20 protein-coding genes are annotated in these 24607 nt (G+C 70.2%); 7 read left to right on the forward strand and 13 right to left on the reverse strand.

Annotated features, from left to right (window positions below):
* Positions 1 to 152, reverse strand: a 152-nt coding sequence (locus VHK87_RS14000) for an ABC transporter substrate-binding protein (RefSeq protein WP_329635524.1), incomplete at its 3' end; no start/stop codon positions are given.
* A complete protein-coding gene (locus VHK87_RS14005; protein WP_329635505.1) occupies positions 149 to 733 on the reverse strand; it encodes an ANTAR domain-containing response regulator in 585 nt (194 codons plus the stop codon). The genes VHK87_RS14005 and VHK87_RS14000, both read right to left, overlap by 4 nt.
* 262 nt (positions 734 to 995) lie before the next feature.
* Between VHK87_RS14005 and VHK87_RS14010 the strand changes: the two genes are divergently transcribed.
* Both VHK87_RS14010 and VHK87_RS14015 read left to right on the forward strand, forming a co-directional pair.
* Complete coding sequence (locus tag VHK87_RS14010) at positions 996 to 3401, forward strand: ABC transporter ATP-binding protein (protein WP_329635506.1); 2406 nt, start codon at positions 996 to 998, stop codon at positions 3399 to 3401.
* Positions 3398 to 5401, forward strand: coding sequence for an ABC transporter ATP-binding protein (locus tag VHK87_RS14015; protein ID WP_329635507.1), 2004 nt, complete (start codon positions 3398 to 3400; stop codon positions 5399 to 5401). The genes VHK87_RS14010 and VHK87_RS14015 overlap by 4 nt, the downstream gene beginning before the upstream one ends.
* A gap of 33 nt (positions 5402 to 5434) precedes the next feature.
* Here the strand turns inward: VHK87_RS14015 and VHK87_RS14020 are convergent, their stop codons facing one another.
* The 3 genes from VHK87_RS14020 to VHK87_RS14030 are packed head-to-tail and all read right to left on the reverse strand — an operon-like array spanning position 5435 to position 7634.
* On the reverse strand, positions 5435 to 6121 hold the full coding sequence (locus VHK87_RS14020) for a TPM domain-containing protein (RefSeq protein ID WP_329635508.1): 687 nt from the start codon (positions 6119 to 6121) through the stop codon (positions 5435 to 5437).
* Between the two features lie 2 nt (positions 6122 to 6123).
* Entirely contained in the window at positions 6124 to 6915 is a 792-nt protein-coding gene (locus VHK87_RS14025; RefSeq protein WP_329635509.1) for a TPM domain-containing protein, read from the reverse strand.
* The gene (locus VHK87_RS14030) at positions 6912 to 7634 is read right to left on the reverse strand and encodes a LemA family protein (protein ID WP_329635510.1); all 723 of its coding nucleotides are present in this window, start codon (positions 7632 to 7634) and stop codon (positions 6912 to 6914) included. The genes VHK87_RS14025 and VHK87_RS14030 overlap by 4 nt, the downstream gene beginning before the upstream one ends.
* Positions 7635 to 7727: 93 nt before the next feature.
* On the opposite strand from VHK87_RS14030, the gene VHK87_RS14035 reads away from it, so the two are divergent.
* Entirely contained in the window at positions 7728 to 8495 is a 768-nt protein-coding gene (locus VHK87_RS14035; protein ID WP_329635511.1) for a class I SAM-dependent methyltransferase, read from the forward strand.
* Here VHK87_RS14035 and VHK87_RS14040 read toward each other — a convergent pair.
* Together VHK87_RS14040 and VHK87_RS14045 are read right to left on the reverse strand one after the other, a co-directional pair.
* Complete coding sequence (locus VHK87_RS14040) at positions 8492 to 10372, reverse strand: ABC transporter ATP-binding protein (RefSeq protein WP_329635512.1); 1881 nt, start codon at positions 10370 to 10372, stop codon at positions 8492 to 8494. The two genes, VHK87_RS14035 and VHK87_RS14040, sit on opposite strands and share 4 nt — an antisense overlap.
* A complete protein-coding gene (locus VHK87_RS14045; protein ID WP_329635513.1) occupies positions 10369 to 12237 on the reverse strand; it encodes an ABC transporter ATP-binding protein in 1869 nt (622 codons plus the stop codon). Before VHK87_RS14045 ends, VHK87_RS14040 begins: the two co-directional genes overlap by 4 nt.
* Positions 12238 to 12469: 232 nt before the next feature.
* Between VHK87_RS14045 and VHK87_RS14050 the strand changes: the two genes are divergently transcribed.
* Together VHK87_RS14050 and VHK87_RS14055 are read left to right on the forward strand one after the other, a co-directional pair.
* Entirely contained in the window at positions 12470 to 13969 is a 1500-nt protein-coding gene (locus VHK87_RS14050) for a carboxylesterase/lipase family protein (protein ID WP_329635514.1), read from the forward strand.
* 206 nt (positions 13970 to 14175) lie between these two features.
* Positions 14176 to 15768 carry an AMP-binding protein gene (locus tag VHK87_RS14055; RefSeq protein ID WP_329635515.1) on the forward strand — a complete coding sequence of 531 codons (1593 nt, stop codon included), beginning with the start codon at positions 14176 to 14178 and terminating at the stop codon, positions 15766 to 15768.
* Positions 15769 to 15979: 211 nt separating this feature from the next.
* Here the strand turns inward: VHK87_RS14055 and VHK87_RS14060 are convergent, their stop codons facing one another.
* Positions 15980 to 16456, reverse strand: a complete 477-nt coding sequence (locus VHK87_RS14060; RefSeq protein WP_329635516.1) for an OsmC family protein — start codon at positions 16454 to 16456, stop codon at positions 15980 to 15982.
* A gap of 131 nt (positions 16457 to 16587) precedes the next feature.
* Between VHK87_RS14060 and VHK87_RS14065 the strand changes: the two genes are divergently transcribed.
* Together VHK87_RS14065 and VHK87_RS14070 are read left to right on the forward strand one after the other, a co-directional pair.
* A complete protein-coding gene (locus VHK87_RS14065; protein ID WP_329635517.1) occupies positions 16588 to 17754 on the forward strand; it encodes a DegT/DnrJ/EryC1/StrS aminotransferase family protein in 1167 nt (388 codons plus the stop codon).
* Entirely contained in the window at positions 17751 to 19106 is a 1356-nt protein-coding gene (locus VHK87_RS14070; protein ID WP_329635518.1) for a nucleotide sugar dehydrogenase, read from the forward strand. The genes VHK87_RS14065 and VHK87_RS14070 overlap by 4 nt, the downstream gene beginning before the upstream one ends.
* Before the next feature lie 38 nt (positions 19107 to 19144).
* Here the strand turns inward: VHK87_RS14070 and VHK87_RS14075 are convergent, their stop codons facing one another.
* The 5 genes from VHK87_RS14075 to VHK87_RS14095 all read right to left on the reverse strand — a co-directional run.
* Complete coding sequence (locus tag VHK87_RS14075) at positions 19145 to 20038, reverse strand: patatin-like phospholipase family protein (protein ID WP_329635519.1); 894 nt, start codon at positions 20036 to 20038, stop codon at positions 19145 to 19147.
* A gap of 131 nt (positions 20039 to 20169) precedes the next feature.
* Complete coding sequence (locus tag VHK87_RS14080) at positions 20170 to 20703, reverse strand: hypothetical protein (protein WP_329635520.1); 534 nt, start codon at positions 20701 to 20703, stop codon at positions 20170 to 20172.
* A 27-nt stretch (positions 20704 to 20730) separates the two neighbouring features.
* On the reverse strand, positions 20731 to 21900 hold the full coding sequence (locus VHK87_RS14085; protein WP_329635521.1) for a hypothetical protein: 1170 nt from the start codon (positions 21898 to 21900) through the stop codon (positions 20731 to 20733).
* Between the two features lie 285 nt (positions 21901 to 22185).
* The gene (locus VHK87_RS14090) at positions 22186 to 23823 is read right to left on the reverse strand and encodes an alpha/beta fold hydrolase (protein WP_329635522.1); all 1638 of its coding nucleotides are present in this window, start codon (positions 23821 to 23823) and stop codon (positions 22186 to 22188) included.
* Positions 23824 to 23927: 104 nt separating this feature from the next.
* A partial coding sequence (locus tag VHK87_RS14095) for a VOC family protein (RefSeq protein ID WP_329635523.1) occupies positions 23928 to 24607 on the reverse strand: 680 nt, incomplete at its 5' end.

Below are 24607 nucleotides of genomic sequence, written 5' to 3' on the forward strand. Positions count from 1 at the left end.
TTGTCGCGGATGTTGGCCCATGAGGCCTCGCGGCTCAGCGACACCGCCAGCCCCTCATCCTCGAAGAAGCCCTTCTCCTTGGCCACGGCCAGCGGAGCGCAGTCGTTCAGGGCGATGAACCCGAGCCGAAGCTCGCGCTGCTCGAGGCTCACTTGTCGTCTCCCTTGAGGACGCCGGCGAAGGTGAGGAGGTCGGTGGCCACCGCCGCCAGCGGCCGGCCGGTGTCCATGGCGAGCTTGCGGAGCGTTCGGTAAGCGGCGTCCTCGTCGAGCCCGCGCTCCTTCATCAAGAGGCCCTTGGCCCGCTCGACGGTCTTACGCGAAGCCAGGTCGGCCTTGGCCTTGTCGAGGTCGGTTCGCATCCGCTGCATGATCGAGAAGCGGCTCATCGCCACCTCGAGCACCGGCCGTACGCGGTTGGGGGCCAGGCCGTCGACCACATAGGCGGCGACGCCGGCCTGCACCGCCGCCTCGGCCAAGCCCGGCGTGGAGCGGTCCACGAACATCACCACCGGGCGCGGATTGATCCGACTGGTCTCGCGCAGGCTCTCCAGCGTGTCCCGGTCCGGGCTCTCGCAGGCGATGACGATGACGTCGGGCGCCAGGCGCGGCAGGTCGGCCTCCACCTCCTCGAAGGTGGACGCACGCGTCACTTCGAGAGGACGAACTTCGCTCAGGCCCTCGGCGACCAAGGCCGCCCGCGCCTCGTCTGGATCGATGATAAGCACCCGCATCTGAGGCTCGCATGGCCGGGTCAGGCCGACGGATCAATCGCTTATCGGCGCCCCGTCACGCGAAAGGCAGCAGGCGCCCAGAGTTTGGGCGCCCGTTTCAGGTCGGTCATCGAACTTCGCTTGACGCCCTTCGAAGCGCTGACCGACACTCCTGACTACAAAACAACGAAAGGCCCGTCCGGACCGCACAACGGCCGAAGGGCGTGCGACGCGCTCGAGCGTTCGGCTTCCGGAACGGGGTCGATCTGGGAGGATCGGCGTCATGTTGGACGAGGCGCGCAGGGGGCGAGTCCTGCCGGTATGGGGCGATGCGCCCCTGCCGAAGGATCGCGACCGCGACCACCGCGCCGACCACTACAGTTTCGGCGGCGTCTTCAAGCTGGTCTGGCGCGCGTGGCCGTTCCTCTACCGCTACGTCGAGGGCCGCTGGGCCAGCCGCGCCCTGACGGGCCCGGCCGAAGCGGCCAAGGACGCCCACCCGAGCGGCTACCTCTACATGCCGTTCCTGGTGACCGCCCTGGTCGCCTGGATGGTGCTGGGCGCGGCGACGGGGACCAGCGCCACGGCGGTGCGCTGGAGCCTGATCGGCGAGGGGCTGTTCGTGGCGATGGCGCTGTGCGCCTGGGCCACGCTGTTCACCCGCAACCAGGTCCAGGCGGCTGTGGCCATCGCCGGAGCGCTCGCCGGGTTCCTGGCGACCTTCCTGTTCTGGGTCACCTCGGAAGGCTACGGGCCGAAGTTCACTGCGCTGGGGACCTGGGCCGCCTTCGCGGCGGGCTGGTTCGTCCGGTTCGAGCGGCGGGAGGGCGCCTTCGTGGCCTCGTTCCGGGTTGGAAGCCACCTGCTCTACTATTACCTGATCGACTGGGTCCGGAAGTTCGTGCTGGCCCTGCTAACGGCCATCGTCGCCGACCTGCTCTACAAATCCATCCTGGTGGGCGAGCCGCTGAGCCCGCTGCTCGCCGGCATCGTCGGGGGGGCGGGCATGGCCGACGACGAGGCCGCCCGGCTGACGACCGAGCAGCGCCTGTCGCTGCAGTGGTGGTGGATCGGTCTGGCGCTGGGCGCCTTCCTGCTGGAACGCACGGGCGCGCTGGCGCTGCGCTACTACTCCACCTGGATCCAGCAGATGATCAACCAGGACCTGCGGGTGGCCCTGGTGGAGCGCTGGCACAAGCTGTCGATGCGCCACCACGCCGAGCAGCGGGTGGGCGACGCGGTCTACCGGATCTACCAGGACAGCGCCCAGGTGACGCAGGTGATCACTCGGCTGGTGACCGCCTTCTCGATGATCACCGCCCTGGTCTCCGCGGTGTTCCTGTTGATGTTCTTCGATCCCTTCCTGGCCCTGCTGGCGGCGGGGATCGGCATTCCGGTGCTGGCCTGGGCGCGCTGGTTCTCGCCGCGCCTGCGCACCCGCGCGCTGGTCGCACGCGAGCGCAACAGCGACCTGACCAGCCGCATCCAGGAGATCTTCTCCGGGCTTCGGGTGATCAAGGCCTATGGCCGCGAGGACGCCGAGCAGGCCAGGTTCGAGGACGAGTCGGTGGTCGCCTTCAACGCCGCGTTCAAGGCTCGGAGCCTGGCGGCCCTCACGATGATCGTCAGCTTCGTGCTCACCGGGATCGTGCTGCTGGTCGGCCTCTACTTCATGGCCGTTTGGGCCGCCGAGCGCCGGCCCGCGGCGGCGGCGGGGCTGATCGGACTGGTCGGTCTGTCGTTCACCGTCTGGAACGTGCAGTCCTTCCGCTGGGTGCAGGACAAGTTCTTCGAGAGCGCGGTCGATGTGCGCACCCTCTCCCGCGAGTGGACCTTCGCCCAAGACCAGGCGATGGGCCTGCACCGGGTGTTCGACATCCTCGACATCGAGCCTGACGTCCAGGACAAGCCGGCCGCCATCCCGATGCCGCCGTTCGAGACCGCGCTGGCCTTCGAGAAGGTGAGCTTCGGTTACGAGCCGGGGCGGCCGATCCTGTCGGAGGTGTCGTTCACCGCGAGGCCGGGAACGATCACCGCCATCGTCGGCCCTACTGGATCGGGCAAGAGCACGCTGATGGCGCTGGCCTTGCGCCTGTTCGATCCGGAGGGCGGCCGCATCACCATCGACGGCCGCGACATCCGCGACCTGCAGGTGGAGAGCCTTCGCGACAACATCTCAATCGCCCTGCAGGAGAACATCCTGTTCGGCATGAGCATCGCCGAGAACATCCGCTACGTCGTGCCCGACGCCAGCCGCGAACAGGTCGAGGCGGCCGCGCGGGTGGCCTGCGCCCACGACTTCATCATGGCCCTGCCCGAGGGCTACGACACCGTGCTCGGCGACCGGGGCGGCCGGCTTTCGGCGGGCCAGCGGCAGCGGCTGTCCATCGCCCGGGCGGTGATCAAGGATGCGCCGATCCTGATCCTCGACGAGCCCACCGCGGCGCTGGATGCGGCAACCGAGCACCGGGTGCTCAAGAACCTGAAGGAATGGGGCGAGGGGCGGGCGATCTTCATCGTCACCCACCGGCTGTCCACCATCCGCCAGGCCGACCAGATCCTCTACCTCTCCGGCGGCAAGGTGTGCGAGGCCGGCAGCCACGCCGAGCTGATGCAGATGGCCGGCGGCGGCTATCGCAAGCTGGTCACCGCCGAAAGCGAGCCGGCGCTGGCCGGAGCCGCCGAATGACCGACGCGACACTCAAGAGCCTGGCCCCGGCCGCCGCGGCCGGCCCGCGGCAGGACCGCGCCGAACACATCGGCCTGAAGGAGACCCTGTGGCTGATGGCGCGGGCGCTAGCCTACATCTGGCCGATGCGGGGCCGGTTCGTCGTGGGCCTGGTGCTGGCGAGCATCGCCGTCGTCGCCTCGGTGGTCGCGCCCTGGCCGCTGAAGATCCTCACCGACTACGTCGTGCTCAGGAAACCGGTCACCCCGGCCGAGGTGGCGGAGTTCCCGCCGTTCCTGCAGCCGTTCATGGAGATGATGATCGGCTGGAGCCCCCAGCAGGTGGCCTTCGCCACCGTCCTGCTCGCGGCGGGCTTCCTGCTCACCTTCGGCGTCTTCGGACAAGGCGCCGCCGGCCGGGACTCCACCGACGCCCAGTTGGCCGAGGGGCAGGACACGGCCACACGAACCGAGAACGAAGCCAACCGCGGACGCAGCTACGCGTCCGGGATCTGGGGGTTCCTGGAGTACCGGTGGGAGCTGCGGTTCTCGCAGGCGCTCAACCACTATTACCGCTGCCAGCTGTTCGAGCGGATTAAGGCGCTGCCGATGACCACCCTGGAGGACCGCCGGATCGGCGACAGCCTCTACCGGGTCATGTACGACACGCCGATGATCAGCGCCGTGTGCCAGACGCTGATCCAGCAGCCGATCACCACCGTGCTGACTATCGCCGCGCTCGGCTACGTCCTGACCTTCAGCTTCGGCGATGCGCCCGAGGTGGTCTGGGCGGCGCTGGCCGTGGCGCCGGCCGCCTTCCTGCTGACCCTGCCGCTGGCCGGCTTCGCGCGCCGGCGCTCCACCCAGTCGCGGCTGGCGGGCGGCGACACCACCAGCGCCATCGAGGAGGGGATGAGCAACATCCTGGCCATCCAGAGCCTCGGCGGGTGGAAGCGCGAGCGGACGCGGTTCGCGGCCGCCAGCGCCGAGTCCTTCCGGCGGTTCCGCGGGGTGGTGCTGGCCAACATCCTGGTGCTGGTCGCCTCAGGCCTCGCCCAGCAGCTGCTGCTCTCGGCCGTCTTCCTGGTGGTGAGCGCCCAGATCATCGCCGGGGAGATGTCGGTCGGCGACTACATGGTCATCACCATCTACTTCGCCAGCATGGCCGGCTCGGCGATCCTCACCGGCCGCCTCTGGGTCGACCTGCAGGACAACGCCGCCGGCCTGAAGCGGGTGTTCGAGCTGATGGACATGCCGGTGGAGCAGGACCTCGGCGCGAGCGTCCTGCCGCCGATCCGCCAGGGCGTGAAGATGGAGGCCGTCACCCTCGTCTATCCGGACGGCCGCAAGGCGCTCGACGCGGTGAACTTCGAGGCCCGCGTCGGCGAGATCGTCGCCATCGTCGGGCCGACCGGGGCCGGCAAGACCTCGCTGGCCTACCTCATCCCCCGCTTCCACCGCCCGACCAGCGGCAAGGTGACCATCGACGGCTACGACCTCGACGGGGTGAAGCTGGAGAGCCTGCGCAGCCAGGTGACCTACGTCTTCCAGGAGACCCACCTGTTCGGCGACACCATCGCCGCCAATATCGCCTATGCGAAGCCGCACGCGAGCCGCGAGGAGATCGAGCGGGTCGCCAAGGTCGCCGGCGCGCACGACTTCATCATGGCCCTTCCGGAGGGCTACGACACCGACCTCGGCGCCAAGGGCGGCAAGCTGTCGGTGGGTCAGAAGCAGCGCGTCGCCATCGCCCGCGGGCTGCTGCGCGAGTCGAAGATCCTGGTGCTCGACGAGCCCACATCGGCCCTCGACCCGGAGACCGAGCGCTACCTGGTGGCCGCCCTGGAGGAAGCCTCCAAGGACCGGGCTGTGATCATCATCGCCCACCGCCTTTCCACCATCGTCCACGCCGACCGGATCGTCTTCCTGGAGGACGGAAAGGTGCGCGAGGAGGGCTCGCACGCCGAGCTGATGGCCCGCGGCGGCGCCTACGCCGAGTTCGCGCGGCTGCAGTCGCGGTGAGAATTCTTCCCTCCCCTTCATGGGGAGGGAAGCTCAGCGCAGCTCCACCACCGCGTCAGACAGCTCGTTGGGATTCTGCGGGCCCGGCGGGAAGTGGCGGGCGAGGATGTCGCCGCAGCGGGCGGCGGCGGCGATCAGGCCCTGGGCCGGCCGTCCCAAGCGAAGCTCCTTGACGAGATCGGCGACAACCGCGTCCCAGGCGCCCTGCTCGACCACCGCGTCTACGGCGTCGTCCGCGACCAGCTCGACGCGATGCTCGGCGAGGGAGACGTAAACCAGGACGCCGGTGCGCCCGGCGGTCTCGTGCACCCCCTTGGCGAAGAACAGCTCCTGGGCCCGCTGGCGCACCCGCTGGCGCTTCAGGCCGGGCAGGGTGAGCCACAGGTTCAGCGGCGTCCAGGCCACGATCAGGCCCACGGCGGTGAACAGCAAGGCCTGCAGCAGGATGGCCCCGACGAGGGCGGCGCGCGCGGCCGTCTCCACCGCCGCGCCGAGTTGGCCCACGGTCCAGCCGGTGATCGCCGGCGGCGCGGAGATTTCGACGCCGAACAGCAGCAGCAGCGCCGGCGCCAGCAGGGCCGCGCCCGCCGCCCAGGCGAGCGGGGTCTCCCGGTACTCGGAGGATTGGGCGGCCAGCACGCAGTAGATCTCGCCGCTGGTGCGGGCCTCGGCCGCGGCGATCGCCTCCGCGATCTCCCGGCGCTCCTGATCCGTCAGCATCTTCACCACCGACCCGACGATCCGCCGCCTCCGAACGAGCCGCCGCCGCCGGAGAAGCCGCCGCCTCCGAAACCTCCGCCTCCACCGCCCCAGCCGCCGGAACGACCGCCGCCGCCGCTGGACAGGATCAGGGGCAGCAGCCAGGCCGCGCCGCCCCGCCGCCGACGCCGTCCGCCGCCGAGCAGGCTGAGCACGAGGAAGATGATGATGATGATCAGGAAGACCGGGACGCCGCCGCCTTCGCTCTGCTGCGCCGGCCGAACCTGGGCCGCCGCAACGCGCGCCTTCGCATCACCCTCTGGGAGCGCGAGCTGCTGGATAGCGGCTCGCGCGCCGTCGAGCACGCCCGCCTCCATCTGGCCCGCCTTGAACTTCGGCAGCACCCGCTCCTGCAGGATCAGGAACGACAGCGTGTCGGTGAACACCGGCTCAAGCCCGTAGCCGACCTCGAAGCGCACCTGCCGGTCCTTGGGCGCGACGATGAACAAAAGGCCGTTGTCCTCGCCCTTCTGCCCGATCCCCCATGTGCGGCCGAGCTGATAGCCGTAGTCCCGGATGTCGTAGCCCCCGAGGTCGGGGATGGTCGCGACCACCATCTGCCGGCCGGTCTGCTGCTCGAGAGCGGCCAGCTCCTGGGTGAGCTGCGCCTCGTTCGCGGCCGAGATGATGTTGGCGTTGTCCACCACGCGCCCGGTCAGCGGCGGGAACTTAGGGGCGGCGAGGGCCAGGCCCGCCGTCAGCAGGATGACGAGGACCGCGGAGACCAGCCCCAGCGGTCCTGCGTGGCGCGTCATTGCGCCGGAACGGGCTGGGCCGGCGCCGGCAAGGCCGCCGGTGGGGCCGAGCCCGGGATCGTGGGCGTGGCCGCTCCGCCAGGTCCGGTGGTGACCGCGGGCGCTGCGGGGGCGGCCCCGACGGTGCCGAAGTCGACGGTCGGCGCCGTCTGCGCTCCGGCCGAAGCGTTGAACAGCTGCATCGGCTTGGAGCCGGAGTGCAGGGTTTTGGCCCAGATCACCGCCGGAAACGTCCGCAGGGTGGTGTTGTAGTCGCGGGCGGCCTCGTTGTAGTCGCGCCGGGCGATGTTGATCCGGTTCTCGGACTCCTCAATGGCGTTCTGCAGGGCCATGAAATTCTGGTTCGACTTCAGGTCCGGATAGCGCTCCTGGATCATCATCAGGCGGCCGAGCACGCCGGACAGCTGGTCCTGGGCGGCGGCGTAGCGCGCCATCGCGGCGGGGTCGGTGATCGTCGAGGCGTCCACCTGCACCTGGGTGGCCTGGGCCCTGGCCTGCGTGACTTCGGTCAGCACCGCCCGCTCCTGAGCCGCATAGCCGCGCACGGTCTCCACCAGGTTGGGGATCAGGTCGGCCCGACGCTGATAAGAGCTCTGCACGTCCGCCCATTTGGCCCTCGCCTGCTCCTCCTTAGTGGGGATGGTGTTGTAGCCGCAGCCGGCGAGCGCCAGCGGGGCGACGATCAGCAGGGCCAGGCGGACGAGGCGGCTAACGATCAAGGCGGCGCTCCTTGTGGTGGCTCGACAAGCTTGGCCTGCAGCATGGTCGCAGGATTGACTTGACGCAATTCGCGAGGCCCAAACGCACGAGCGATGGTCCAGGTCCGCCCCTATTACGCCGAACAAAGCCTGAGCGCGGCCTACTACGACCTGCTCACCGCCATGGACGGCTCGCTGGAAGGCGACATCGAGCTCTACGCCGGCCTCGCGCCGGCCGGCTCGCGCATCCTCGAGGTCGGGACCGGCACGGGCCGGATCGCCTTCGCTCTGGCGGAAAAGGGCTTCGAGGTGGTCGGCGTCGACCTCGCGCCCACCATGCTTCGCCAGGCCCGCGCCAAGCTCGCGACGGCCGACCCGCAGGTCGCAGGACGCCTGACGTTCGTGCAGGGGGACATGACCGCGCTCTCGGTGGACGGCCCGTTCGCCGCCGCCATCTATCCCTTCTTCACCCTGGCCCACGCGCCCCGCGGCGCGGCCTGGCGCAATGTGTTCGCGGGGCTCGCCCCGCGACTTGCGCCCGGCGCCCTGGCGGCCTTCCACATGCCGACCGAGGGCTCCCTCGACCAGCCCCCGCCGAAGGGGCCGAAGGAGCCGGTGCTGGCGGTGCGGGTGGATGGCGGGCGGGTGCTCCAGCTGTTCATCCGCGAGCGGCGGCGGCGTCCCGACATCGGCCGCTACGACCAGGTGCTGGACTACGTCCTGCTGAACGCCCGCGGCCAGGAGGAGCGGCGCTCCTCAGAGCGGCTCACCTTCTACGCCGGCGATCCCACCTCGTTCGCAGTCGAGGCCGGACTTGTGCCCGACCGGCCGCCGGTCCCGCTCGGGGCGTCGGGCGAGGTTTTCGTGTTCCGGAAAACCTAGGTCCGCATCGCGAACTCGGCGTCGCCCGTCGCCGCCACCGTGGCGTCGTCGAACGAGGCGTGGGCCGAGCGGTAGAGCCTAGCGTAGAGGCCTTCGTGGGCCATCAGCTCGTCATGCGGGCCTTCCTCGATGATCCGCCCCTGCTGCAGCACGACGATCCGGTCGGCGTCGCGGATGGTGGCCAGCCGGTGGGCGATGACCATGCAGGTGCGGCCGGCGAACAGCACCTTCAGCGCCTTCTGGATGGCCTGCTCGGTGAAGCTGTCGATGTTGGCCGTGGCCTCGTCGAGGATCAGGATCTTGGGGTCGGCGACCAGCGCCCGGGCGAAGCTGACCAGCTGGCGCTGGCCGAGGCTGATGTTGCGCCCGCGCTGGCCGAGCCGCGTCTGATAGCCCTCCGGCAGGCGCATGATGAAGTCGTGGGCGCTGACCGCCTTCGCCGCCTCGGTGATCTCCTCGAGGGTGGCCGAGGTGTTGTAGCGGATGTTCTCCTCGATGGTGCCGGTGAACAGGAAGGGCTCCTGCAGCACCATGCCGATCACGTGCCCGAGGCTCTCCAGCTCCACGTCGCGCACGTCGTGGCCGCCGACCAGCACCTGGCCCTTGTCCACGTCGTAGAAGCGGTGGGTCAGGGACATGATCGAGGTCTTGCCCGAGCCCGTGGGCCCGACCAGGGCCACCACCTCGTGCGGCTTCACCTTGAACGAGATGTCGTGCAGCACCGGCCGCTTGGGGTCATAGCCGAAGGTGACGTTCCTGAACTCGACCGTCGGCTCGACATCCGGGCCGAGCCGGACGGCGCCCGGCTTGTCCTTGATGCTCACGGGCACGTCGAGCACCTCGAAGATTCGGTGCCCGGCCGCCATCGCCCGCTGCATGATGGTGTACTGCATGGACAGCATGCGAACCGGGTCGAAGAACCGCTGCACATAGAAGATGAAGGCGACCATCACGCCGACGTCCAGCCGCCCCCCCAGCACCGCGTTGCCGCCCACCACGACGACGATGGCCATGGCGAAACCGGTCAGCACGTCCACCGTTGGCACCATCACCTGGGTGAGCTTCGCCGAGCCGTTCTGGGCGTGCATGTTCTCGAGCGCCTTCTCCTTGTAGAGCTCGAAGTTCATCGCCTCGCGCCGGGTCTCCTGGATGGTGCGGATGCCCTGGATGTTCTCGGCCAGCGCCGAGTTGGCGGTGGAGCTGGCGTCGCGCGCCCGCCGGAAGGTCTTCTTCGAGAACGGCAGCCAGACCGCGCGGACGGCGATCAGCATGGGGATGACGGTGAGGGTGAGCAGGCCCAGCTGCAGGTCCGTCGCCAGGAGCACGATGGCGATGCCGATCAGCAGCACGAGGTCGCCCAGCGCGCCCGTCGTGCTCTCCAGGAACTCCTGGAGCGAGTTCACGTCGCCCTGGAGCCTGGCCATGATCCGGCCGACGTGGGTCTTGTCCATGAAGGACAGCGACACGTCCTGGAAATGGCTGAACATCGAGCGGCGGACGTCGAAGATCACCTTCTGGGCCAGCCGGGCGCTCATCCACTGCTCGAGGAAGAAGGCCCCGGCATTCAGCAGCACCAGGCCGGCGAACACCATCACGATGTCGTCGAGACGCGACGGGTCGCGCTTGGCGGCCGCGTCGACCGCGCGGCCGATCATGAAGGGGATGGACATGGCCGTGGCGGCTGAAGCCAGCACCGCCACCTGGGCCAGGATCAGGTAGGTCTTGTGCGGCTTCAGGAAGGCGAAGAACCGGCGCAGGATCTTCGGGTCGAACGACGCGAAGATCTCCTCGGCCTCGGCCGAGCCCAGGCTGGCGCGGGGGCGGCGGGGCGCGCTGGAGGCCGCCGTGCCGTCGCGTTCGAAGGCGAAGTCGCTCATACCCGGGCCGCCTCCACGGTCGGCGCCGCAGCCGGCGCTGCTTCGTCGTCGATCACCCCGCCCTGCTCGGTGCGGGTCTGCAGGGCGTAGAGGTCGGCGTAGACGCCGCCCTTGGCGATCAGCTCCGGGTGCGTGCCGCGCTCGATCACCCGGCCCTCGTCGATGACCAGGATCTCGTCGGCGTGCATCAACGAGGAGAGGCGGTGGGCGATGATCACCGTGGCCATCGAGCGGGTGGCCTGCTTGATGCCCTCGCGCACCTTCTTCTCGGTCACCGCGTCGATCGCGGCGGTGGAGTCGTCGAAGATCATGATCCCCGGGCCCGGCACGACGCCGCGAGCGATGCTCATCCGCTGGCGCTGGCCGCCAGAGAGGGCCACGCCCCGCTCGCCGACGCGGGTCTCGTAGCCGCCGGGCAGGGCGGCGATGTAGTCGTGCAGCTGCGCCGTGCGCGAAGCTCCGACGATCCGGTCCTCGCTAGCCCATGGGTCGGCGTAGGCGATGTTGTTGGTGACGGTGGTGTCGAACAGGAAGGCTTCCTGCTGCACCAGGCCGACGTACTCGCGCAGGGAGGCGGTGGTGACCTCGCGCACGTCCTGGCCGTCGATGGTGATCCGCCCGCCGGTCACGTCGTAGAAGCGCGGAATTAGCTGGGCGATGGTCGACTTGCCGCTGCCGGGCGGGCCCACGATGCCGATCGTCTCGCCCGGCCCGACCTGGAAGCTGATGTCCTGCAGGATCGGCCGGCCCGCATCGTAGGCGAAGTCCACGTGCTCGAACCGCAGCACGCCTTTGGCGGGCTTCAGGGGCTGGGCGCCCGGCGCGTCGGCGATGTCGGGCTCCAGGTCCAGCACCTCGAACAGCCGCCCGCCGGACGAGGTGGCGCGGGCGGCCGAGGCGAAGATCATCGCGATCTGCCGGATCGGGGTCTGCAGCAGGGTCATGTAGGTGAGGAACTCGGTGAGCTTGCCGACCGAGATCTGCCCGGCCGCGACCTTGTGCCCGCCATACCAGAGCAGCAGGGCCATGGATCCGTAGAAGGACAGGGTCATCACCGAGATGGCCCGGAAGCGCAGCGTGATCCGCTTATAGGAGTACTGCAGCACATCCTCGGCCGACCGGTCGAACTTGGAGAGCTCGTGCTTCTTGCCGCTGAAGGCGCGGACCACCCGGATGCCCTGGAGGTTCTCCTCCATGGTCAGCGTGAGGATCGACTGCAGCTGCTGGACCTTCAGCCAGGTCACCCGCAGCAGGAAGCCCATCCTGGCCAGCACGAAGCCGGCGATCGGCACGAACAGCAGGCCGATCACCGCCATGGTGGAGTCGGTGGCGAACATCATCGCCGTGGCGACGGTCAGCAGCAGCACCAGGGTGAAGGTCTGCATCATCCCGCCCTGGATGAAGGCGCGGGCGCCCTCCAGGTCGAGCATGCCGCGGGTGATCAGGTCGCCGGAGTGGATGCGGTCGTGGAAGCCGAACGACAGCCGCTGGAGCTGCTGGAAGAAGGCGATGCGCAGGTCGTAGCCGACCTTCTGGCTGACCACCTCGGCGACGTAGCCGGCGAACCCGGTGAGGAAACCGCGCACCGTCGAGGCCAGGATCACCAGGCCCGCCGTGACCAGCAGGGCGTTGCGGGCGTCTTCCGCCAGGGTCGGGCCCTGCGACAGCAGCCGGGTGGCCTGGTCGACAGCGTGGCCGAACAGCTTGGGCAACGTCAGGCTGGCGATGGCCGAGCCCAGCGAGCAGCCGATCGCCAGGGCGACGCCCCCGGGATAGTGCAGGGCCAGCCGGATGATCCGCTTCAGGACCCCCGGCATCGCCTTGACGTCCACCTGCCCGAAGCTTGGGGCCGCAGAGTCAGACATCGCCCGCACCCCGCCGGCTGGGGTGTGAATCACTCATACGAAATGTCCGTCGTCCAATGGACCTGATTGTGCCGCGCCGGGTGCGGCGCCGCCAACCCCCGAAGTTAGGTTGGTTACCTAACTATCATCCCGACGGGAAGCCCGGACCAGGTCATGCCGGTTTTCCTTGGCGACATACGCCGGAGGCGGCGGGCTGCTAGACCGAAGCTTCGAAAAATCGGGGGAGGTTTCGGTGGTCCTATATCGCCTGCTGGCCGCCGCTGCGGCGCTGGTCCTCACGTTGTCGCCGGCGGCGGCTCTGGCGAAGGAGGCGCCGGCCCCCGCCTCGGCCGCGGCCGCCGAGGTGGTGAAGACCCGCTCCGGCCCGGTCCGCGGGGCCGTGGAGGACGGCGTCGCCCGGTTCCAGGGCCTGCCCTACGCCGCCCCACCCGTCGGCGAGCTGCGCTGGCGCCCGCCACAACCCGCCAAAGCCTGGAGCGAGGTGCGCGAGGCGACGGCGCCGGCGACCGGCTGCGCCAAACAAGAGGACTGCCTCTACCTTAACGTCACCAAGCCGGCCGACGCGAAGCCGGGCGCGAAGCTGCCGGTGATGGTCTGGATCCACGGCGGGGCGTTCGCGATCGGCGACTCCACCGGCGGCTTCGGCGCGGTGCACGACGGCGGCGAGTTCGCGAAGAAGGGCATCGTCCTCGTCACCCTCAACTACCGCCTCGGGCGCGCCGGCTGGTTCGCCCACCCGGCGCTGACGAAGGAGGGCGGCCGCACCGGCAACTACGGTCTGATGGACCAGATCCACGCCCTGAAGTGGGTGAAGGACAACATCGCCGCGTTCGGCGGCGATCCGCGCAACGTCACCGTCTTCGGCGAGTCGGCGGGCGGCATCTCCACGCTGTTCCTGATGCTGGCGCCCGACGCCAAGGGGCTGTTCCACAAGGCGATCGTGGAGTCCGGCTTCGCCCGCACCCAGCCCCGGCCGCTGAAGACCATGGAGGACCTGGGCGCCGCCGCGGCCGCCAAGGCCGGCGTCGCCGGGGACAACGCCGCCGCCGCCGCCGCACTGCGCAAGCTGCCGCTCAGCGCCTTCCCGAGCGGCCCGCTGATCGGTGCGCCGGACGGGCCCTACCCCATCGCCGACGGCCGCCTGATCCAGGGCGGGATCGCGGAGGGATTCGCCGCCGGCAAGCAGATGAAAATCCCGCTGATCATCGGCGGCAACTCCAACGAGGCCAGCCTGGTCCGCCCGCAGCCTGCGCAGCTGGATGCGATCACTCAAGGCCGGGAGGCGATGCTGGCCGCCTTCGATCCCGCAGGGACCGGCGACAAGGCCCGCATCGTCAACGACCTGGTCACCGCCCAACTGGTCACCGAGCCCGACCGGAACCTCGCCCGCCTGCACAGCAAGGCCGCGCCGACCTGGCTCTACTACTTCTCCTACGTCCCGCCGGAGGGCCGGGCCGCGTCCATGGGCGCGCGCCACACGGCCGAGATCCGCTACGTGTTCGGCGGCGCGGCCCAGAAGCTCACCGCCCACGAGGCGCCGCTCGCCGAGGCGATGAACGCCTACTGGGCCGCATTCGCGAAGCGGGGCGATCCCGACAGCGCCGGCGGTCCCGCCTGGCCGAAATTCGAGACCGCCCGCGAGCCCCTGCTGGAGTTCGGATCCGACGGCCCCGCGGTCCGCGAGCATCACCTGAAGGCCCGCCTCGACTGGGTGGCGCAGAACCTGAAGTAGCCGCGCGCCGGGATTTTGGCGCCTCCGCCAGAATCAGCCGCCGGAATTGCCCATGCGGAAATCCCCGGCCATAGTGGGCTCAGAGGACGGTGCGGGCGGCCTTTCGCGGACATATTGGTCCGGGCCGACCGCGAAGGTCGCCGCCTCGCCATTCATTTTGACGCCCCCGCCGGTTCAACGAGCGGGCGCGCCCCGGGAGGAATTTGATGACGGATGTACAGGACCGCGTTGCGGATTTGGCGGATCGGCTCGGCCAGGCGGCCCTGACCGGCATGACCCAGGCGGTCTGGGCCGACGTCCAGCCGGACAAGGTGCAGATATTCGAGCCCTCCGGGCGGACGCGGACCTTCAAGCAGGTCAACGACAACGCCAACCGCCTCGTGCGCCTGATGCGCAATGCGGGCCTGAAGGCCGGCGACGCCGTCGCTCTGCTCTGCTCCAACCGCGCTGAGTTCGTCGAAGTGCTGGCCGCCTGCCAGCGGGCCGGCTTCCGGATCACCCCGGTGAACTGGCACCTGAAGGCGGACGAGGTCTCCTACATCGTCTCCGACTGCGAGGCGAAGGCGCTGTTCGCCGAGGCGCGCTACCCGGCGGGCAAGATCGCGGGGGACGAGTCCAACCTGCTGCTGCTGAAGGTGGCCATCGACGGCGACGTCGAAGGCTTCCTCAACTACGACGAGGCGCTGGCGCCGCTGGACCCGAGCAACATCACCGATCCGACGCTCGGCAACCAGATGATGTACACCTCGGGCACCACCGGCCGGCCCAAGGGCGTCTACCGCCCCAACCCGGTGGTTCCGACCGCCTCGGCGGCCTCGACCCGCGCCGACTACAACCGCGATGAGCACGTCCAGATGTGCGCCGGCCCGGCCTACCACGCCGCCCCGCTGGCCTTCGACGTGCGCGCCTCGATGGCCAACGGCGTGCCGCTGGTGTTCATCGACAAGTGGGACTCCGAGCTCGTCCTAAAGACGATCGCGGAGAAGAAGGTGACCCACATGCACCTCGTGCCGATCATGTTCCAGCGCCTGCTGGCGCTGCCGGACGAGGTGAAGAAGAAGTACGACGTCAGCCACGTGAAATACATCATCCACGGCGCGGCCCCCTGCCCGCCCGAGGTGAAGAAGGCGATGATCGATTGGTTCGGCCCGATCGTTCACGAGTACTACGCCGGCTCGGAAGGCGGCGCGGGCTTCTTCATCTTCGCCGAGGAGTGGCTGAAGAAGCCGGGCAGCGTCGGCAAGAGGCCCGCCCTGCTGCAGGTGCGGATCCTGGACGACGAGGGTAACGACTGCCCGCCGGGCGTGCCGGGCACCATCTACCACCAGCTGCCCCCGGGCGGCGGGTTCCAGTACTTCAAGGACCCCGAGAAGACCGCCAAGAGCCGGGTGGGCGACTTCTTCACCCTGGGCGACGTCGGCTACTTCGACGAGGACGACTTCCTGTTCCTCACCGGCCGCGACGCCGAGACCATCATCTCGGGCGGGGTGAACATCTACCCGCAGGAGATCGACAACGAGCTGGTCAAGCACCCGGCGGTGGACGACGTCTGCTGCGTGGGCGTGCCGAACGAAGAGTGGGGTGAAGAGGTCAAGGCGATCGTGCACCTGCGCGACGGCTTCACGCCTTCCGAGGAGCTGAAGCAGGAGATCCTGCAGTTCGCCCGCAAGACCCTGGCCGGCTACAAGGTCCCCAAGACCCTCGACTTCGTCGACGAGCTGCCCCGCAGCCCGGCCGGCAAGATCCAGCGCAAGAAGGTCCGCGAGCCCTTCTGGGCGGGCCGCACCCGGCAGATCTGATCTCTCCTCCCTCCTCTCCCCCGAGGCGAAGCCCGAGGGGAGAGGCCGGGAGAGGGGTGCAGCGGCGCCTTCAAATGCGCGGACGTTCCGGCGCCCGATCGCGGCGTGACCACCTACGCAGTTCGGTCGACTATCCGGAGCGGGCGGCGAGACTTGCGCCGCCCCTCTCCTCAATCCTCTCCCCTCGCGCTGCGCGTCGGGGGAGAGGAGGTTATCCCCCCACCACCACCGTCGCCTCGTGCTCGACGGGGAAGTTGACCGAGCAGGCGATGAAGCACTTTTCGGCCGCGGGGTGGTGCAGGCGTTGCGCCACCTCCGGGTCCGAGCCCTGCGCGATGGTAACCATTGGGCGCAGAACCACCTTCGAGAACCGCCCGCCGCCGTCGTCGCTCTCCAGCAGCAGCCCTTCGGCCCGGTCCTCGTAGGCGGTGACCACCACGGCGGCCTCAGCGGCCAGGTGCAGGTACCAGAGCTGGTGGCAGGCCGAGAGGGCGCCGATCAGCAGCTGCTCGGGGTTCCAGCGGGTCTTGTCGCCGCGGAACAGCGGGTCGGAGGTGCCCGGAATCGGCGGCCGGCCCTCGGCGCGGATCTCGTGGTCGCGGCTGTAGCTGCGGTAGGTTTTCGTCCCCTCGCCGGTGTTCCCGGTCCAGACGACCTCGACCTCGTAACGGTGCTTGCGCTCGGCCATGGGCTCCTCCGGTTGGGCGCGCATTTGGCCCAGGCCGGCGGCGCGCGGCAACACCGCGTCACCAAGCGTGTTTGGAGAGGGCCCCCGACGCAGCTTAAAAGGCGCCCGCTCCAAGACTTGAGGACGGGCGGATGGCCATTCCCTTCATCGACCTGCAGGCCCAGCGCCAACGCCTGGGCGAGCCACTGGAGGCCGCCATCCTGAAGGTGGTCCGCTCAGGCGCCTACATCATGGGCCCGGAGATCGGTCAGTTCGAGCGCGAGCTGGCGGCGTTCGGCGAGGCGCCGTTCGCCCTCTCCTGCGGCAACGGCACCGACGCCCTGATCCTGCCGCTGATGGCCTTCGGCGTCGGACGTGGCGACGCCGTTTTCTGCCCGAGCTTCACCTTCGCGGCGACCGCCGAGGTCGTGCCGCTGGTCGGGGCCGAGCCGGTGTTCGTCGACATCGACCCGGACACCTACAACCTCGATGCCGAAAGCCTCCAGGCCGCCATCGAGGCGGTGAAGCGCGAGGGGCGGCTGACGCCCAAGGCGATCATCGCCGTAGACCTGTTCGGCCAGCCGGCGGACTACCCGGCGATCTCGCGCATCGCCAAGGCGCACGGCCTGAAGCTGATCGCCGACAGCGCTCAGGGCTTCGGTTGCACGCTGGAGGGCAGGCACCCCCTCCACTGGGCGGACGTGGCCACCACCAGCTTCTTTCCGGCCAAGCCGCTCGGCTGCTACGGCGACGGCGGGGCGGTGCTGTCCAAGGACGAGCGGCTGCACGACGTTCTGGTCTCGCTGCGGGTACACGGCCAGGCGGTGAAGTCGGACGTAGAGGGCCGCGACTTCGGCCACGACCCCCGGTACCTCAACCTGCGGATCGGCATGAACAGCCGGATGGACACGGTCCAGGCCGCCGTCCTGCTGGAGAAGCTGAAAATCTTCGCCGACGAGATCCGCCTGCGGAACGAGGTCGCCGACCGCTACGCCCAGGCGCTGTCGGACGTGGTCAAGGTTCCCGCCGTCATCGACGGCGGCCGCTCTGTCTGGGCCCAGTACACGGTCGAGACAACGGACCGGGACGGCCTCGCCGCGCATCTGAAGAGCCGCGACATCCCAACGGCCGTCTACTATCCCATCCCCATCCACCAGCAGGCCGTCTATGCTGGCTTCCCCAAGGCGCCCGGCGGACTGCCGGTGACCGAGGCCAAGTCGGGCGTGGTCATCAGCCTGCCCATGCACCCCTATCTGGAGCCGCAGGTGCAGTCGCAGATCATCGACGCCATCCGCAGCTTCCACGGAAAGGCCGCATGAACGTAGCCGTCGCCGCCGCCGACGCCATGGCCGCCGAGTTCGAGCGGCGCGCCGCCGCCCGCGAGCTGACGGTCGGGATCCTGGGCCTCGGCTACGTCGGCCTGCCGCTCACCGAGGGCTTCCTCGGCAAGGGCTTCAAGGTGCTGGCCTTCGACCCGGACGCCGAGAAGATCGCCACCATCGACGCCGGCCGCACCTACATCCGCCACATCGACGACGCCCGTGTCGCGGCCATGCGCGACAGCGGGCGGCTGGCGCTGACGAGCGATCCGTCGCGGCTCGCGGAGGCCGACGCCCTGCTCATGTGCGTGCCGACGCCGCTGAACGTGCACCGCGAGCCGGACCTGTCGTTCGTCGAGGCCTGCGCGCGCACCATCGCGGCGCACCTGCGCCCCGGCCAGCTGGTAGTGCTGGAGTCCACCACCTATCCCGGCACCAGCGAGGAGCTGATCCGGCCGATCCTGGAGGCCGGCGGCCTCAAGTCTGGCGCCGACTTCGCCCTGGCCTACAGTCCTGAGCGCGAGGACCCCGGCAACATCCAGTTCGGGGCGACCTCGATCCCCAAGGTGGTGGGCGCCGACACCGAGCCCGAGCGGCGGATGGCCGTCGCCCTTTACGCCACCCTGACCCAGGTGGTGCCGGTCAGCGACCTGAAGACCGCCGAGGCGGTGAAGCTGACCGAGAACGTCTTCCGGCTGGTCAACATCGCCCTCGTGAACGAGCTGAAGGTCGTCTACGAGAGTCTCGGCATCGACATCTGGGAAGTCGTCGAGGCGGCCAAGACCAAGCCGTTCGGCTACATGCCCTTCTATCCGGGCCCCGGCCTGGGCGGCCACTGCATCGGCATCGACCCCTTCTACCTGACCTGGAAGGCTCGCGCCCACGGGGAGGCGACCCGGTTCATCGAGCTGGCGGGCGACGTGGTGACCGCCATGCCGCGCCGGGTGGTGGGGCACGTCTCCGAAGCGCTCTCGAGCCGGCTCGGCCGGGCAGTGCGCGGGGCCCGGGTGCTCGTCGTCGGCCTGGCCTACAAGAAGAACGTCGACGACATGCGCGAGAGCCCCTCTCTCGAGATCATCGAGCGGCTGCGCGGCCGCGGCGCCGAGGTCGACTACTACGACCCCTTCATCCCCCACGCCCTCGACATGCCCGAGCACCCGGAGGTGGCCGGCATGTCCAGTATAGCCTGGAGCAGGCAGGCCCTGGCGGCCTACGACTGCGCCGTCATCTGCACCGACCACGACGGCGTTGACTACGCGGAGTTGGCCCAGGCCGTCCCCCTCGTGGTCGACACCCGCAACGCGACCGCCCGGCTGCCGGAGGAGTTGGCCGCCAAGGTCGTGAAGGCCTGAGCCGCGCCGTTCCCTTCCCATTCATGGGAGAGGAAGGATCAGGACCAGAACCCGCCGATCCGCTCCGCCTCGCGCTCGCCCTGGGCCATGCCGCCCCGGGCCGCGTCTGGCCGGCGGCGGAAGTCCATGAGGTTGGGGCCGAAGGCGGACTGGCTGGCTTCGTCGGGTGTGATCACCTCGACGCGGGCGCCAGACGCCGTCAGCGCCTCGACCTCGGAGGCCAGGCGCTTGGCGGCGCGCTCGGCGGCCGGGCCGGTCCCGCCGATGCGCAGGGCGATGATCAGCACCTTGTCGTGGCCCTTGGCGAGGTCGGCGTTGGTCCCCGAGCGCATCCCGCCGTCCATGTAGCGGCGGCCCTGGATGGTGACCGGCGGGTAAATCCCCGGCACCGAGCAGCTGGAGGCCACGGCGCGGGTCACGCCGACGCCCGACTCCTTCGTCCACAGCCGGAACTCGCCGCTTTCGGCGTCGACGGCGGTGCAGGCGTAGTCCTTCGGCGGCCAGGCGTCGTCCGGCAGGCTCGCGAAGCTCTTCCCGAAGGTGCCGATGAAGGCGTCCTCGTTCATGGTCCGGGCGTTCAGCGCGAAGGCGCCGATCCGCTGCATCGTCTCCTGGGGAGAGAGGCCCGCCGTTCCCTCTCCGGACAGCATCTGCATCAGGGCGCTGGTGTCGGCCGGCCGCTCAGGCGCCGAGCCGTTCGCCGGCGCCGCCCGCTGCGGCCGCTCGGCTTCGGCCAGGATCGGCGCCGCCAAGCTCTTCGGCTCGGCGCCCATGGCCAGCCGCGCGCCGACGAAGGAGCCGGCTGAGGTGCCCATGATGAAGTCGGCCTCGCCCAGGTTGACGCCCGCCGCGTGGAGGCCAGCGATCAGCCCGCACTCCCAGGCGATCCCCACCGGCCCGCCGCCGCCCAGCACCAAAGCACGTGTCGTCATGCGAAAAGTCCTCCCTGGCCGCAGCATGGCGGCTCAGGGAGGGAAGGACAACGAGCGCAGCCGCTTGGGAGGGGCTGCGCCCGGGTCAGAAAGCCGGCCTCGGAAGCTCCCCCGAGCCCCCGTCGCCGGCCCTAACAACCCTTCTCGCGGTAGAGGCCGAGAAGGTGGTTCATGCGCTGCTGCTCGGGGCTGACGACTGGCGCCGCCTCGGCCTCGTCGCCGCGGGCGATGGCCTGTCCGGCGGAGTCGGCCAGGGCGTCGTTGGCGGCCACCGCCACCAGGCCGCCAAAGGGCGTCATGCCGCCGATCACCCGGCCCAGCATCATCCGCCCGCCGATCTTCATCGCCCCGCCGGCGGTGTTGCCGGCGACCTGGCGGCCCAGCCGGCCGCGCCCGGCCTTCTTGGCGGCGGCCTTCTGCTCGGCGAGCAGACTGGCGTTCAGCGCGTTGGCTTCATCGCCCAGCGCCTGGCAGCTCAGCTCCCGGTCGCCCGGGCGCAGCACCTGGTAGACGTTGGGGTCGGCGGCCGGCGCAGGGGCTAGCTGCTGCGCCGGCGCCTCCTCGGTCGCCGCCGAGCTTGGGGCCGGCGGCGCGTCGGCCGTTTGGGCGAAGGCGGCGTGCGCCATCGCCAGCAGCGCCGCGGCGCTGCAGATCGCAAGTCTCATCGGAAAGCTCCCCCGGAAAAACATGGCTCAGCCGCCCCCTCGGGCGCGGCGGATTTCCGCGACGAGCGCGGCGTTGTAGCCCTGGAAAGCCGCCCGGGTGAGCGCAGCGAAGCGCTTGGGCGAGACCTCCACGTCGTAGACCAGGCTCTGGCGGTAGACCGAGCCAAAGCCGGCCACGGCCAAGGCGTTGTGCAGCCCGACGCTGTCGGAGCGGTCCGAGGCCTTGGCCATGATGCCGAAGGGCTCGTGGCTGGAGGCGCCCTTGGTGGTGAAGGCGCCGGGCATCGCCCCGCCCCGCTCGTTGCCGAAGATGAAGTCGGTGCGGCTCGCGGCGTTGAGGCCGAACTGCAACTCGGCGCCCGCCTGGGCCGAGCCCACGAAGTTGCGCCGGCCGGTGCTCTCCATGGTCACGTGATCGACGATCAGCCGCGGCAGCAGCAGGACCGCGTCCACCTCCTTGCTGACGTGGCCGAGGGTCAGCAGCGAGCGCGACATGGCCATCATCGCCATTCCGCTCTCGCCGGCGTAGCCCTTGATCAGCGGCGCCCCTTTCGGCGGGTAGGAGATCCAGCCCTTGGTCCCGCCGCCCCCGATCATCCCTTGCGCGCCATAGACGCCGTCGTGGGTGGAAAGGCTGGCCATATGCGGGGCCGCGGCCAGGACCTCGGGCGAGACCACCTCGAATCCGGCGGCCCGCAGCCGGCCCACCAGGTCGCGGTAAGCCTCGTCCGCCAGCGCCGCCGCCTGGGTGTCGCTGAGGCCCGTCAGCCGCGTGGCGATCTTCGTCCGGCGCCCCGCCATGGACGATCCGGCCCCGCCGGCGAAGGCGCTGACCTCGGCGCCGTGGACGAATGCCAGCGCGTAGGTGGGCACCGCGATCTTTGCGCGGCCGGCGAGAAACTTGGCCCCGGTGACCTGCAGCGTCGGCGTCAGCGGCGGGATGTTCGCGGGCGTCAGGTCGAGTTGGGCCAGGCTCACCAGCCCGCCCGCCTGCGCCCCCGCATAGGACCGCCCCACTGCCCCGGTGACCGAGGTCGAGCCCGTGCGGCCGGACGAGGTGGCGCCTGGCGCCGCCGGATGCAGCGCCCCGAAGGGGTCGGTCTGGGCTGCCGCAGCGGTCCCGGCGAGCGCCAGCACCAGACCTGCGATGAGCCGGGTGCGTGCGCCACGCCTGAAGGTGAAAGCCACTGTCGTCATCAGCCGCTTTCGAGCACGCGCCCGCACCGCGCCGCATGACGCAAACGGACTACGGGAGCCTCTTTCCATTCCCATTCGTGAGAAGGGACCGCCTGCCGAAGCCGAAGGCTGAAGAGCGGGTGGTGGTAAGGGCACGCCGCGCGCGCGGCGCTTCGAACAGCATCCAGTGAAGCGGGAGAGAGGCCGCGGTAGGGGCTTTTCCTCTCCCCTACCCGCTCTTCAGCCGGCCTCCGCGGGCTTCGGCGGGCGGGCCCCCTCTCCCGCGTCGCGGGAAAGGAAGGGCCGCTACCCCGCCGCGCGCTCCAGCAGCTGGCGCCAGTGCCTGGCGGCGGCGAGATGGCCGACCGCGTCGAAGACGGTGACTTCGCTGGCGCGCTCGCCGAGGTAGTCCAGCATGTCGGAGAGGGGGTTGAAGGTGTCCTCCGCTCCGTGGAACACGGCGACCGGGGCTGAGAGTCCCGCCAGGCTCATGTTGCCTGACCGGCGGAAGGCGCCGATCTCGTCGGCGATCCCCCGGGCGCCGTGGGCCAGGCACTCGCCGACGTAGGCTGTCACATATTCCGCGACCCAGGGATTGGCGTCGAACCACGCCCGGTCGCCATCCGAGAACTCGGATGAGCGGCGCATCAGCCTCTGCACCAGGCCCGGCGAGAGCCGGAGGCGCAGGATGGCGAAGAAGCTCTCAACGACCCAGGGATGGCTCTCCAGGCGGGCGCGGAACTCGCCAAGCGGGCCGCGGGCGCGGGTGATCCTGGGCGGGCGCCCCGAGCAGACCATGACCAGGCGGGCGCGATCGCCCAGCCGGATGGCGGTCGCCAGCGCCGACGGGGCGCCGGAAAGCAGGCCGCTGAGGACGACGTGCTGCAGGCCCAGGCGATCGCAGAGCTGGACCATGTCCTCGGCCACGGCCCCGAACCCGTAGTCCGCGCGCCGGTCCGACTGGCCGAAGCCCGGCCGGTCGGCGCAGACCAGCCGAAGGCCGAGCTCGCGGGCCATCCGGGAGGTCTCGGCCGGCAGCAGGCACGAGCCCATGCCCTCATGGAAGGCCAGCACCGCCCGCCCGTCCGGGCAGCCGTACTCGCGATACGCCAGCCGCCGCCCGTCGCCCAGACGGATGTGGCGGATCGGCGGCGTCTCGTCGTCTCCGGCCGGTCTCGCCGACGACAGCGCGCCTGCCAGAGCCGCCAGCTCGGTAAGCGCCCGGACGAGGTCGGCCTGCCGCTTCAGGCCCATCTTGTCGAAGATCGCGCGCAGCTGGTTGCGCACGGTGTTGACGCTGACGTTCAGGTCCTGCGCCGCGTCGGAGAGGGTCAACCCATCGCGCAGCTTGCGGGCCAGGCGCAGCTCGGCCGGCGTCAGGCCGAAGCTCTCGCGGATGCTGCTCCACAGCCGCTCGGCCGGATCCGGCGAGGGGAAGACGAGAGCGAATGCGCCGGGCTCGGCGCTCGCCGGGCCGTCCTCCAGCACGCTCGGCGAAGCCACATAGGCGAAGGCGGGCGCCGAGCCCGCCTCGCGCTCCAGGCGCAGAATGGTCTGGCGGCCGGAGCGGCGGGCGTCGGCCAGGGCCGCCTCCAGCGCCTCGGCGTTGGCGGGGTCGACAAAGCCGATGTGCGCGCCGGCGCGCACCTGCGCAAGGTCCGGCTCGAGCGCGGCGCGGGCGGCGGGATTGCAGGCGAGCACCGTGCGGCGGGGCGACAGCAGCAGCCAGCCCATCTCCGGCCGCGCCTCGCCGCGCTGCGCCGGGCCCTCGCCCTGCCGGCGGACCATCTGCGCCAGGCCATGGATACGGCCGAGCTCGGCGGCCACCGGCGCCGGCGGCTCGTCGGCGGCCCCTTCGAGCGCCTCGATCAGCTGTTCCCAGCACTCCGGGTCCGCGGCCACCTGGTAGAGGGTTTCCACCAGCAGGCGCGCGCCGCCCTGCATCCCCCCATCCATGGCCTTGGCCAAACGCCCCCAAACCGCCCCAAGCGTCCCTACTCTAGGGTGCGGGATGGCGGAGGGATATCAATGTCGCGTGAGAGGCGAGGTCAATCCAGGCTGCCTACGATGGAGGCGCGCTGGGAGAGCTCGATCCAGTTGCCGTCCGGGTCCCGCACCATGGAGATGCGGGCCGTCGTGCCTAGCGTGGTCGGCGCCATCGCCTCGCGCCCGCCCCTGGCCAGCACGCCGGCGTGGACCTCGTCGACCTTGAACACCTGGAAGGTGATGTAGCGCCAGCCGCGGCCGCGCATGCCAGCGTCCGAGGGCGCGTCCGGGCTCTCCTCCAGCAGGATCAGGCTCTCACCCGCCCGGAAGGCCGCGCCGGTCGCCGACGACGCCTCCGGCAGGCCCAGCGCCTCGCCGTAGAAGCGCCGGTGGTCGTCGAGATCCCGCACCGCGAGGCGCACGCCGATCTGGGTCACGCCCTCGGTCCCGGGCGGGACGAGACGGACCCGGTTGCCGTCAGGGTCGCTCATCGCCCGAGGCGAGGCCAGTCCTTTGCGGGCGATGATCAGTTCGCGGTAGCCGCTGGGCGCCGCATCCGGCAGAGGGTCGGCGTGGTGGTTGATCTTCAAGACGCTGCCCAGCACGTCGTGCCGATGCTGGTCCTGGCCGCGACGGATCTTCAGCAGGTGGTCGAAGGGTACGCCCGCCTCGCCCTGCCAGAAGGCCAGCATGGGCTCGAGGTCGTTGGTGGACAGGCCGATGTCGACCCGGGGCTTGGCGA

The sequence above is a fragment of the Phenylobacterium sp. genome (genome assembly GCF_036263695.1).
Classification (GTDB): domain Bacteria; phylum Pseudomonadota; class Alphaproteobacteria; order Caulobacterales; family Caulobacteraceae; genus Phenylobacterium.